Below are 11,776 nucleotides of genomic sequence, written 5' to 3' on the forward strand. Positions count from 1 at the left end.
GTTCAGGTCCTCGCTTGTGCGGCCAGGAAGTCACGCAACTCGCGCTGGCATTCGTCGGGGCGTTCGATGGGCGTCCAGTGGCCGCAGCGCGGCAGCACCACCACGCGCTTGCTTGCCGCGCGGTGAAGCCGGTCGGCCATCGCGCGGACGGACTGCGGCGGCGCGACGCCGTCTTCGTCGCCCGTCACCAGCAGCACGGGCGCTTCGATGCGGTCGACCGCCGCGGGCTGCGCGCCCGCCAGCGCTTCGCAACTGCGCGCGTAGGCTTCGCCTTCCTGCCGCATCAGGCTCTCGCGCACGAAAGCGACGGCAAGCGGGAGGCGCTGGCGCGTGTCGGCTGAAATGGCGGCCTGCAGCAATGCCTGCGTGATCTCCTGCATGCCGGCCGCGCCTTCTCGGGCCTTCGCGGCGCGCGCCTTCATGGCCGTGCGGGCGGCATCGGGTGGCGCGATCAGCGGGCCGAAGAGCGCGATGCTCGCCACCTGTTTCGGATGATCCGCCGCGATGTGCTGGCAGACGATGGTGCCCATCGAGTGCCCGATCCAGTGGGCGCGCGCCACATCGAGCCGCTCGCACACGCGAAGCAGCGTCTCGACGTAGCGCTCGATCGACAATTCGCCTTCGGCGCGCTGCGAACGCCCGCTGCCGGGCAGGTCCACGCGGATCACACGGTGCCGCGCCATCGCGGGCATCAGCGGCGTGAAGGTGTTGCCGCTGCCGCCGAGGCCGTGCACGCAGACGATGACCGGGCCTTCGCCTTCTTCTTCCACCGCGATGCGGTCGATCAGTTGGAATGCCATGGCCTACTCGAAGCGGTTCTCGATGACGCCCACGCCGTCGATCTCGACGCGCACCACGTCGCCCGACTTGAGCCAGCGCGGCGGATTCAGCCCCATGCCCACGCCGGCCGGCGTGCCCGTGGCGATCACGTCGCCCGGGTAGAGCGTGATGCCGCGCGAGCAGGTCTCGATCAGGGTAGGGATGTCGAAGATCATGTCCTTCGTCAGCCCGTCCTGTCGCGCTTCGCCGTTGACCCAGCCGCGCACGCGGGTCGCTCGGCCGTCGAGTTCGTCGGCGGTCACGATCCACGGACCCATCGGGCAGAAGTCGTCGAAGCTCTTGCCCAAGTCCCACTGCTGATGGCGCATCTGCACGTCGCGCGCGGTCACGTCGTTGACGATCGTGTAGCCGAACACGTAGTCCATGGCGCGCGACCGCGCGATGTCGCGCCCACCTCGACCGATGACGACTGCGAGTTCGGACTCGTAGTCGATCTGCACGGTGGTGGAAGGCGAGGGCAGCCGCACCGTGTCGCAAGGCCCGACCACGCATTCGCCGAGCTTGCCGAAGACGATCGGCCACGGATCGCTTGCAGGCATCGATTCCCGGAACACCGTGCCCGCAAGTTCTTGCGCATGCGCGCGGTAGTTGCGTCCGATGCAGAACAGACTGCGCAAGGGGCGCGGCAGCGGTGCGCGCAACGTGATCACGTCGACCGGCAAGCGCGTGCCCGATGCGGGCGGCAAGGTTTCGCCGCGCGCCAGTGCCTGAATGAGTGGGAGCACTCCCGCCGAAGCATCGCGCACCGCAAGAGGCGCGGCTTCCCGCCCGTCGGCAGAGATCGTGCCGACGTGCTCGCGTCCACCCCAACTCCAACTGGCCAAGCGCATGCCGTTGTCTCCGGGTTGCTCCGCGGTGCTTCGAGCCTTGCGCTCGTCGCCGCGAGATCAGGGAACCTGCGTTTTTTGAGACTTGCGTCTCAAATCGGGATCGATTCATCATACGATCCGTCCTCGGACACACACAAGCCACGTCAGGCCCCTCAGAACCCGTACAAACCCCATGGCTCGACTGAAGCACAAGCTGAGTGAACCCCCGGTGCCGCCGGAGGGCGGCGTCAAGGCGGCCACTTTCAAATTGCTGCTTGGCGCCGCCATGGACATCATCCAGCAGAGCGGCCACATTCCATCCGTCGCCGAAGCGGCGGCGCGGTCGAAGGTGTCGCGCGCCACCGCCTACCGCTACTTTCCGAGCCGCAGTGCGCTGGTGACGGCCGTGATCGACAGTTCACTCGGCCCCGTGAGAAAGCTGGCTTCCGACATCCCGAACGGGCGCGACCGCGTGCACGAGCTGTTCCTGCAGACCTTCCCGCGCTTCAAGGAATTCGAGGCGCAAATGCGGGCCGCGGCGCAACTGTCGCTGGAGCAATGGGGGCTGGAGCGCGCCGGCCTGCTGGAAGAAGAGCCCTACCGGCGCGGGCATCGCGTGCGCATCCTCGAACATGCGATCGCCCCCCTTGCGCCGCAGCTGCGTCCGGCCGCGAGAGACCGGCTGCATCACGCGCTGTCGGTTGTCTATGGCATCGAGCCCTACGTGATCCTGAAGGACATCTGGGGACTGCGTGACCGCGAGGTGGAGCGTACGGCGCTGTGGATGGCCGATGCGCTGATCGATGCGGCGCTGCGCGAGTCCGAGCAGGAGCCGCCGGCTCGTGCGGCGCGTGGCAATGGCGCGCGCCGGCCACAGGCGGTCGCGAAGCTCGCTGAAATTCCTGGCCGAAGTCCCGTCAAAAAAAAGTCGAAGTCGAAGTCGCAGCGCGGCGAAGCCCGAACTGGTGCATGACGTTCAACCGCCGGGCAGGCGATAGGTCAATTCGTAGAAGTGCTTGCCTTCCACGATATCGATCTTGAACTCGCCTTCGATACCGGCCAGCTCTTCGGTGCCGGAGTCCGGAACGACGGTCACGGACAGTGAGGGCGCGCCGCGGCGCATCGTGCCGGTGTGCTGCAAGACGAACGAGCCGCGCTTGTTTCCGAGAACCCCGGTGACTCGCTCGATGGCAACGTAGCCGGCCGAGCCCTTGGTGCTCGTCATGGCGCTGAGCATCTGCCCCTTCGTGGTTGCAACGAGATCGCCGGTGATCTGCTTGTCGAGGGTCATGCGGCCCAGCAGCTTGGGCTCGGAATCCTCGCTTTCGAATGGCAAAGGTTGGAGCGAGACCGTGAACGTGCCTTTTGCGACTTGGGTCATGGAGATTCCTTGGGTGGGTGAGCCGTCAGTGCGTTCAACTCTTCGTCGGTAAAGCCGGCCCGTACACGCGCCTCGATGTTGAAGGGCGGCTTGAGACGCGGCGCCTCGTGTCGGCGGTAGAGCACGCGGTAGTGCGAGATCGGATCGAGCCCTTCGCGTTCGCACAGCCAGCCGTACCAGTGGTTGCCGATCGCCACGTGGCCGATTTCGTCGCGCAGGATGATGTCGAGGATCGCGCAGGCATCCAGCGCGTCGGGCGTGTTGACACGGCGCAGCTTGGCCTGGATCAGTGGCGTCGCATCGAGTCCGCGGGCTTCGAGCGTGCGCGGCACCAGTGCCATGCGCGCGACGACATCGTCCTTCGTCTTCTCGCACATGTTCCAGAGGCCGTCATGGCCGGTGAAGTCGCCGTAGCTGTAGCCCATGCCGCGCAGGTGCGCGTGCAGCAGGGTGAAATGCCGGGCTTCCTCGTCGGCCACGCGCAGCCAGTCGCGGTAGTAGGCCTCGGGCATGCCGTCGTAACGCCAGGCGGCGTCGAGCGCGAGATTGATCGCGTTGAATTCGATGTGGCAGATCGAGTGGATCAGCGCGGCGCGCCCTTCAGGCGTGAAAGGCGATCGCTTCTCGACCGCGGTGGCCGATACGCGCAGGGGGCGCTCGGGGCGGCCGGGCACGCCAGTTTCATCGCCAGCCTGTCGAACCGGCACGGAGAGGGGGCGAGCATCGAGAACGTCGAGTTCGGCGAAGACGGCGCGCGTGGCCGCAACCTTCTCTTCAGGATCGGTCAGCCGCAGTGCGGCCAGGGCGCCAAGGCGAGGGTGCATCCCTACAATTCTAGTTTTTGACCTCTGGAGACACCGCGATGGCCCTGTATGAACTCGATGGCGTGGCGCCGCAGCTTGGCGAAGGCGCCTGGGTCGCCGACAGTGCGCAGGTGATCGGCAATGTCGTGCTGGCCGAGAACGCCAGCGTCTGGTTCGGCGCGGTGCTGCGTGGCGACACCGAAACGCTCAGCATCGGGCGGAACAGCAATGTGCAGGATCTCTCGGTGCTGCACGCCGACCACGGCTGCCCGCTGACCATCGGCGAAAACGTTACGGTGGGCCACCAGGTCATGCTGCACGGCTGCACGATCGGTGACAACTCGCTGGTCGGCATTCAGGCGGTGATCTTGAATAACGCGAAGATCGGCCGCAATTCGATCGTTGGCGCCGGCAGCGTCGTGACCGAGGGCAAGGAATTCCCCGACAACTCGCTCATCATCGGCTCGCCCGCCAAGGTGGTTCGCACGCTCGACGATGCGGCCGCCGCCAAGCTGCGGCAGAGCGCCGAGCACTATGTCGAAAATGCCCGTCGCTTCGCGAAGGGCCTGAAGAAAATCGCTTGAATGAAGCCCACTCCCACCTCTTCCCGCGTTTCCGAGACCAAGGCACCCGCGGAACCGGCTTTGCCGGGCCGCTGGGTGCGCCCCCTAGAGGGGGAGCGCCAAAGGCGCATGGGGGTGTAATGTCTGAACTCCACAAGTTCCTGTTCGATGGCCTGCCGGTGCGCGGGATGATCGTGCGCCTGACGGACGCCTGGCAGGAAGTGCTGGCGCGGCGCGCGTCCAATACGGCGACCGGCGCCTATCCGAAGCCGGTGGCCGAACTGCTCGGCGAGATGACGGCCGCCGCCACGCTGATGCAGGCCAACATCAAGTTCAATGGCGCGCTGATTCTTCAGATCTTCGGTGACGGCCCGGTCAAGATCGCGGTCGCCGAGGTCAAGCCCGATCTCAGCCTGCGCGCCACCGCCAAGGTGACCGGCGAACTGCCGGCCGACGCGCGGCTGCCCGACATGGTCAACGTGCACAGCAAAGGGAGCTGCGCGATCACGCTCGATCCCAAGGACAAACTCCCCGGGCAGCAGCCATACCAGGGTGTGGTGCCGCTGGTCGGCGACCACGGAGAAAAGCTTCAACGGCTCAGCGACGTGCTCCAGCACTACATGTTGCAGAGCGAACAACTCGACACCACGCTGGTGCTGGCGGCGGACGACAAGGTCGCCGCGGGCCTGCTGATCCAGCGCCTGCCGGTCAAGGGCGAGGCCAACCTCGAAGGCACCGCCAAGGGCGACCACGTCCAGGTCCAGCAAGACCAGATCGGTCACAACGAGGACTACAACCGCATCTCGATCCTGGCGTCGAGTCTCACGCGCGACGAACTGCTCGCGCTTGACGTCGACACCATCCTGCGCCGCCTGTTCTGGGAAGAAAAGGTGCTGCGCTTCGAGCCGCAATCCGGCATGCTGGGGCCGCACTTCGCATGCACCTGCGGACGCGGACGGGTGGAGGGAATGATCCGTGGGCTCGGTCAGGAAGAGGCCGAGAGCATCCTCGCGGAGCGCGGCGACATCGAGGTCGGGTGCGACTTCTGCGGCAAGCAATACCGCTTCGACGCGGTCGATGCCGCGCAGATCTTCACGGCGCCGGGTGATCAGATGCCCGGCACGGCGCTGGTCCAGTAGCGACGCGGATCAGTCGCGCGGCGAACTCTCGAATCCGCTGAACCGGATGTCGGGCGCGCTGGTGTTGTGACGCGAGGGAATCGTTCGTCCGAAGCGGACCTGCGCCGCCTCCAGCGTCGTGACCTGCTGCAGTGGTGTCGTCTGCGGATCGGCCGCTCGTGTCGCCTGCCATTCAAGGTCGCTGACGTCAGCGTTGTCCTTCGTCACATACATCGAGCGCAGCACGGCGAAGGGCCGGGTGCCTTGCGTTGGGGGATGGAGCGCCACGTCGAGCGCCGTGCGTTTCTGGCTGATTTCGGCAACCTTGACCAACGCGCTTCCGCCGTCGGCAAAGCGCAGGCGGATTGATAGCGGCTGCGGCTGGATCGTGATCGACCTGATGTTCACCACCGGTCGGCCGTCGTGTTCCACCGGCCCCATCAGGAAGGACGATCCGTACACACCGTCGCCGAAACGTGGCAGCGGTAGCGGCTTGAGGCGCCAGTACCCGTCGGCGGGGTAGAGCACCAGCGCCTCCATCGGCTTCTTGCCCTTCGCCTTGGCGAAGATCTGGACCAGGTGGAAGTCGTTGCCCGAACGCGCGCCGACCCTGACCGGAACCCGGTTGGGCCGCCAGAAGGTCGGCAGCGTCATGCCGACGATCGTCCATTGCTTGTCGTCGTGGAGCACGACGCGACGCTGCTTGAAGGCGTATGCCGGGTCCGTAGGGTGGGCGCCGCCGTCGAAGTTGCAGCCGGAGAAGTCGGGTGCCGTGATATCGCCCTTGATCGATTCGATGTAGGTGGGCTGAAGTGCTTCGACGTGGAATCGCCGGATGCCTTCACCCCGGAGGATCAGGGAGACGTTGTCTTCCTCGGCACAGGCCGTGGGGCGTGTCTGGTTCTCGACGATGACAGTGGCCGGCGCCGCCGAAGCGGTCGCAAAGGAGAAGGCCAGCACGGCAAGGCAGGCCGCAGCGAAGGCTCTGTCGTGGAACGAACTTGCCATCTGTCTAGGGTCGCTTGGCCAGGAGATCGCGAAAAAGACGGTGCTCGCACGCGGGATCGGAGCATTTGTCGCAGGGCCAGAACCACGGCCGCTCGCCGTTGGCCGAGCGACCCGAACTGGACGAGACGCCGGCCGATTCGGCGCGGGCGTTGATCGCGTTCCATGCACTGGCGAGACGCTCCGGGCCGTGGCCGTGTATCACTGCATACGGCGATCCGGCGCGGGAGAGGGCTGCCCGCACCAAGGCATCGGCGCTTTGCGCCCGCTCGCTCGATACCGGGTCGGCGCCTTGCGGCAGATCGAGCGCCATCAGCAGCGTGATCGCGTAGCCCCGGTGCGCGGCCAATGCCAGTTCATACAGGGAAGTCTCGCCAGAGCCGATTTCGCCTTCGACCGCGGCGATCAGTGCGGTGGTGTCCGCGACGACAACGCCCCGTTCGGCTGCCGATGCGATACGGAGCGTCTGTTCGGCGGCCATCTCGGCCCGCTCGACGGCATTCAGATCGCGCGCGAGACGCGTTTGCCATTCGCTCAAGACATCCGGCATCAGCTCGGCCGCAATGCTCCGTTGCACGAGGCGCGCGGTGAGCGCATTCGCAAGTTGAGTCTTTCCGGTGCCCTCGGCGCCCAGCACCGCGATGACACAGCCAACGGGGAGAGCGGGCGTCACGTCACGTTCCCGCAAGCGTTGAAGTCATTCAGTGCGTGATCTGCACGAACACTTCGTTGGGCTTGACCATGCCCAGCTCCTGCCGGGCGCGTTCCTCGACCATTTCCAGCCCTTCCTTGAGATCGTTGACCTCGTTGGCCAGCCGCTCGTTGGCCAGCGCGGCACGCGCGTTGGCCTCTTTCTGCTGGGTCAGCTTTTCTTGCAGTTGCGCCACGTCGCGCACGCTGCCGCGCCCGGTCCAAAGCTGCCACTGAACAATCAGCAGCAACAGGACCAGGATGATCGGAACAATGACGCGAGAGCGCATGGCGCCTGATCCGCCGGATCAGCGCAGGTTGTAGAAGGCGGAGAGGCCGGGGTAGGACGCCACATCGCCGAGGTCTTCCTCGATGCGCAGGAGCTGGTTGTACTTGGCAATGCGGTCCGAGCGGGACAGCGAACCGGTCTTGATCTGGCCGGCGTTGGTGCCGACCGCGATGTCCGCGATGGTGCTGTCTTCGGTCTCGCCCGAGCGGTGGCTGATCACGGCGGTGTAGCCCGCGCGCTTGGCCATCTCGATGGCGGCGAAGGTTTCGGTCAGCGTGCCGATCTGGTTGATCTTGATCAGGATCGAGTTGGCGATGCCCTTGTCGATGCCTTCCTGGAGGATCTTCGTGTTGGTCACGAAGAGGTCGTCGCCGACCAGCTGCACGCGCTTGCCGAGGCGCTCGGTCAGGTGCTTCCAGCCGTCCCAGTCGCCTTCGTGCATGCCGTCTTCGATGCTGATGATCGGGTACTTGTCGACCCAGCTTGCCAGCATGTCGGTCCAGCTTTCAGCCGTGAGGCTGAGGTTTTCGCCGGAGAGAATGTACTTGCCGTCCTTGTAGAACTCGCTGGCGGCGCAGTCCAGGCCCAGGGCGATCTGTTCACCGGCGGTGTAGCCGGCCTTGTCGATGGCTTCGAGGATGAGCTGGATCGCGGCTTCATGGCTTTCGACGCTGGGCGCGAATCCGCCTTCGTCGCCCACGGCCGTGCTGATGCCGCGGTCGCCGAGGATCTTCTTGAGTGCATGGAACACTTCGGCGCCGTAGCGCACGGCCTCGCGGAAGCTTTTCGCGCCCACGGGGATGATCATGAACTCTTGCAGATCGAGGCTGTTGTTGGCGTGCGCGCCACCGTTGATGACGTTCATCATCGGCACCGGCAGCTGCATGCCGCCCATGCCGCCGAAGTAGCGGTAGAGCGGCAGGCCCGACTCTTCGGCCGCGGCGCGGGCTACGGCCATCGACACGGCCAGCGTTGCGTTCGCACCCAGGCGGCCCTTGTTGTCGGTGCCGTCGAGGTCGTTCAGCGTGCGGTCCAGGAAGGCCTGTTCGCTGGCGTCGAGGCCGAGCACCGATTCGGAAATCTCGGTGTTGATGTTCTCGACGGCCTTGAGCACGCCTTTGCCGAGATAGCGGTTCTTGTCGCCGTCGCGCAGTTCGATCGCTTCACGCGAACCGGTCGATGCGCCTGAAGGCACGGCCGCGCGGCCCATGGTGCCCGATTCGAGCAGCACGTCGCACTCGACGGTGGGGTTGCCGCGGCTGTCGAGGATCTCGCGCCCGACGATGTCTACGATTGCACTCATCTTTTCTCTTTCTCCAGGATCAAATACCTTCGACGACGATCATTCGCATGATCGCGGCGCCCTGGCGCGCGGCGCGCGCCTTGCTGTATTCGGGCGAATCATTGAATTTCTTCGCGGCCTCGACGTTCGGAAACTTGAGGATCACGATGCGCTCGGGATGCCAGTCGCCCTCCAGCACCTCGACCTTGCCGCCACGCACGCAGACCTCGGCGCCGTGCGCCTTCATGGCTTCCGAGGACCACTTCTTGTACTCTTCGTACTGCGTCGGATTCGTGACTTGGACGTTGGCGATGATGTAGGCGCTGCTCATGCTTGAAAAGTATCCTCCAGGAATGCGCTCTTCTTGGTGACAGCATCGAGCGCCACCAGCGTTTCAAGCAGCGCCTTCATGTGCTTGAGCGGCACCGCATTGGGTCCGTCGCTCAGCGCTTTGGCCGGGTCAGGATGGGTTTCCATGAACAGGCCCGCGACGCCGACCGCGACCGCGGCGCGCGACAGCACAGGCACCATCTCGCGCTGGCCGCCCGAGCTCGTGCCCTGGCCGCCCGGCAACTGCACCGAGTGCGTGGCATCGAAGACCACCGGCGCGCCGGTCTCGCGCATGATCGCGAGCGAGCGCATGTCGGAGACCAGGTTGTTGTAGCCAAAGCTCGCGCCGCGTTCGCAGGCCATGAAGAGGTCTTCGGGCAGGCCCTTTTCCTTAGCTGCGGCGCGCGCCTTGTCGATCACGTTCTTCATGTCGTGCGGCGCGAGGAATTGGCCCTTCTTGATGTTCACCGGCTTGCCTGACTGCGCCGCGGCGCGGATGAAGTCGGTTTGCCGGCACAGGAAGGCGGGGGTCTGCAGAACGTCGACCACTTCGGCAGCGGCGGTGATGTCGTCCTCGGTGTGCACGTCGGTCAACACCGGCAGGCCCAGCTCGCGCTTGACCTTCGCCAGGATTTCGAGGCCGCGGTCACGGCCAGGACCGCGAAAGCTGGTGCCCGACGACCGGTTGGCCTTGTCGAAGCTGCTCTTGAAGATGAAGGGGATGCCCAGCGACGAGGTGATTTCCTTGAGCGTGCCGGCGGTGTCCATCTGAAGCTGCTCGGACTCGACCACGCACGGACCCGCGATCAGGAAAAATGGCTTGTTCAGCCCAATGTCGAATCCGCAAAGTCTCATAGAACCCCCACGCTTGCCACTTCGTGTGCTGCGCTGCCCCCCGGGGGGGCCTTCGCGCCTTCGGGCGGCCGTGCGGCGCTCATGCCACCACCTTCAAAGCCTTCTTGTCCGCGTTCTGGTGCTCCAGCGCGGCCTTGATGAATGCGTTGAACAACGGATGACCGCCCCAGGGCGTGGACTTGAATTCGGGGTGAAATTGCACGCCCATGAACCACGGATGCACGCCTTGCGGCAATTCGACGATTTCAGTCAGGTGCTCGCGCTGCGTGAGCGCCGAGATCACCAGTCCGGCACGGCGCAGTTCGTCGAGGTAGTTGACGTTGGCTTCGTAGCGATGACGGTGCCGCTCGGTCACCACGTCGCCGTAGATGCTGTGGGCCAAGGTGCCGGGCGCCACGTCGGAGCTTTGCGCGCCGAGGCGCATCGTGCCGCCGAGGTCGGACTTCTCACTGCGGACCTTGACGGTGCCGTCGGAGTCCTTCCATTCCGTGATCAGCGCGATCACGGGGCAGGGCGTCTCCGGTTCGAACTCGGTGCTGTTGGCGTTCTTGAGGCCGGCCACGTTGCGGGCGTACTCGATGGTTGCGACCTGCATGCCGAGGCAGATGCCCAGGTACGGAACCTTGGTTTCACGGGCGAAACGCGCAGCGGCAATCTTGCCTTCGACGCCGCGCTGGCCGAAGCCGCCGGGCACCAGGATCGCGTCGTACTTGGCGAGCCGGGCGACGTCCTGCGGGGTGATGGTCTCGGAGTCGACGTAGTCGATCTTCACGCGGGCATGGTTCTTCATGCCGGCGTGGCGCAGTGCCTCGTTCAGCGACTTGTAGCTGTCGGAGAGGTCGACGTACTTGCCGACCATCGCGATGTTGACTTCCTTCTGCGGATGCTCGACTTCGTACACCAGGTCGTCCCAGCGCTTGAGCTTGGCCGGCGGGGTGTTGATGCGCAGCTTGTCGCAGATCAGGCCGTCCAGGCCCTGCTCGTGGAGCATGCGCGGCACCTTGTAGATGGTGTCCACGTCCCACATCGAGATCACGCCCCATTCGGGCACGTTCGAGAAGAGCGAGATCTTGGCGCGCTCGTCGTCCGGAATGGGCCGGTCGGCGCGGCACAGCAGCGCGTCGGCCTGGATGCCGATGGCGCGCAGTTCCTTGGCTGTGTGCTGGGTCGGCTTGGTCTTGAGTTCGCCGGCGGCGGCGATCCAGGGCACATAGCTCAGGTGCACGAAGGCCGAGTTGTTCGGGCCCATGCGCAGGCTCATCTGGCGCACGGCTTCGAGGAAAGGCAGGGATTCGATGTCGCCGACCGTGCCGCCGATTTCGACGATCGCGACGTCGACTTCGTGCGCCGTGCCGATGCCGGCGCCGCGCTTGACGTATTCCTGGATCTCGTTGGTGATGTGCGGAATCACCTGTACCGTCTTGCCGAGGTAGTCGCCGCGGCGCTCCTTTTCGAGCACGGTCTTGTAGATCTGGCCGGTGGTGAAGTTGTTGGCGCGCCGCATGCGCGTCGTGATGAAGCGCTCGTAGTGGCCGAGGTCGAGGTCGGTTTCTGCCCCGTCGTCGGTGACGAACACTTCGCCGTGCTGGAACGGCGACATCGTGCCCGGGTCGACGTTGATGTAGGGGTCGAGCTTGATGAGGGTGACTTGGAGGCCGCGCGATTCAAGCAGCGCGGCGAGCGAGGCGGAGGCGATTCCCTTGCCCAGGGAAGACACCACGCCACCGGTGACGAAGACGAATTTGGTCATGCCAGTTCCGGACGCAGATCCGGGAAGTGGGAAATGGGGATTGTAGAGGACGGCCACCCAT

14 protein-coding genes are annotated in these 11,776 nt (G+C 65.3%); 3 read left to right on the forward strand and 11 right to left on the reverse strand.

Annotated features, from left to right (window positions below):
• Positions 1–2: 2 nt before the first annotated feature.
• Entirely contained in the window at positions 3–800 is a 798-nt protein-coding gene (locus tag AC1DHL_RS17420) for an alpha/beta fold hydrolase (RefSeq protein ID WP_478162757.1), read from the reverse strand.
• 3 nt (positions 801–803) lie between these two features.
• A complete protein-coding gene (locus AC1DHL_RS17425) occupies positions 804–1,670 on the reverse strand; it encodes a fumarylacetoacetate hydrolase family protein (protein ID WP_478103433.1) in 867 nt (288 codons plus the stop codon).
• 172 nt (positions 1,671–1,842) lie between these two features.
• On the opposite strand from AC1DHL_RS17425, the gene AC1DHL_RS17430 reads away from it, so the two are divergent.
• Entirely contained in the window at positions 1,843–2,622 is a 780-nt protein-coding gene (locus tag AC1DHL_RS17430) for a TetR/AcrR family transcriptional regulator (protein WP_478162758.1), read from the forward strand.
• Between the two features lie 3 nt (positions 2,623–2,625).
• On the opposite strand, the gene AC1DHL_RS17435 is transcribed toward AC1DHL_RS17430, so the two are convergent.
• Together AC1DHL_RS17435 and AC1DHL_RS17440 are read right to left on the reverse strand one after the other, a co-directional pair.
• Positions 2,626–3,030 carry a DUF3224 domain-containing protein gene (locus AC1DHL_RS17435; protein WP_478162759.1) on the reverse strand — a complete coding sequence of 135 codons (405 nt, stop codon included), beginning with the start codon at positions 3,028–3,030 and terminating at the stop codon, positions 2,626–2,628.
• Positions 3,027–3,854 carry a ferritin-like domain-containing protein gene (locus AC1DHL_RS17440; protein WP_478162760.1) on the reverse strand — a complete coding sequence of 276 codons (828 nt, stop codon included), beginning with the start codon at positions 3,852–3,854 and terminating at the stop codon, positions 3,027–3,029. Before AC1DHL_RS17440 ends, AC1DHL_RS17435 begins: the two co-directional genes overlap by 4 nt.
• Before the next feature lie 38 nt (positions 3,855–3,892).
• On the opposite strand from AC1DHL_RS17440, the gene AC1DHL_RS17445 reads away from it, so the two are divergent.
• Entirely contained in the window at positions 3,893–4,417 is a 525-nt protein-coding gene (locus AC1DHL_RS17445; protein WP_478162761.1) for a gamma carbonic anhydrase family protein, read from the forward strand.
• 119 nt (positions 4,418–4,536) lie between these two features.
• A complete protein-coding gene (gene hslO, locus AC1DHL_RS17450) occupies positions 4,537–5,535 on the forward strand; it encodes an Hsp33 family molecular chaperone HslO (RefSeq protein ID WP_478162762.1) in 999 nt (332 codons plus the stop codon).
• Between the two features lie 9 nt (positions 5,536–5,544).
• On the opposite strand, the gene AC1DHL_RS17455 is transcribed toward hslO, so the two are convergent.
• The 7 genes from AC1DHL_RS17455 to AC1DHL_RS17485 form a co-directional block, all read right to left on the reverse strand.
• Complete coding sequence (locus tag AC1DHL_RS17455; protein WP_478162763.1) at positions 5,545–6,522, reverse strand: hypothetical protein; 978 nt, start codon at positions 6,520–6,522, stop codon at positions 5,545–5,547.
• A 4-nt stretch (positions 6,523–6,526) separates the two neighbouring features.
• Positions 6,527–7,192 carry an AAA family ATPase gene (locus AC1DHL_RS17460; RefSeq protein ID WP_478162764.1) on the reverse strand — a complete coding sequence of 222 codons (666 nt, stop codon included), beginning with the start codon at positions 7,190–7,192 and terminating at the stop codon, positions 6,527–6,529.
• 28 nt (positions 7,193–7,220) lie between these two features.
• Positions 7,221–7,499 (reverse strand): cell division protein FtsB, encoded by a 279-nt coding sequence (gene ftsB, locus AC1DHL_RS17465; protein WP_478103408.1) that lies wholly within the window; start codon positions 7,497–7,499, stop codon positions 7,221–7,223.
• Between the two features lie 18 nt (positions 7,500–7,517).
• Positions 7,518–8,801 (reverse strand): phosphopyruvate hydratase, encoded by a 1,284-nt coding sequence (gene eno / locus AC1DHL_RS17470; RefSeq protein ID WP_478162765.1) that lies wholly within the window; start codon positions 8,799–8,801, stop codon positions 7,518–7,520.
• A 19-nt stretch (positions 8,802–8,820) separates the two neighbouring features.
• A complete protein-coding gene (locus tag AC1DHL_RS17475) occupies positions 8,821–9,111 on the reverse strand; it encodes a DUF1330 domain-containing protein (RefSeq protein WP_478162766.1) in 291 nt (96 codons plus the stop codon).
• Positions 9,108–9,965 carry a 3-deoxy-8-phosphooctulonate synthase gene (gene kdsA / locus AC1DHL_RS17480; RefSeq protein WP_478103404.1) on the reverse strand — a complete coding sequence of 286 codons (858 nt, stop codon included), beginning with the start codon at positions 9,963–9,965 and terminating at the stop codon, positions 9,108–9,110. The genes AC1DHL_RS17475 and kdsA overlap by 4 nt, the downstream gene beginning before the upstream one ends.
• Before the next feature lie 79 nt (positions 9,966–10,044).
• Positions 10,045–11,715 (reverse strand): CTP synthase, encoded by a 1,671-nt coding sequence (locus AC1DHL_RS17485; RefSeq protein ID WP_478162767.1) that lies wholly within the window; start codon positions 11,713–11,715, stop codon positions 10,045–10,047.
• Positions 11,716–11,776 lie beyond the last annotated feature (61 nt).

The sequence above is a fragment of the Variovorax sp. 10L426 genome (assembly GCF_056395305.1).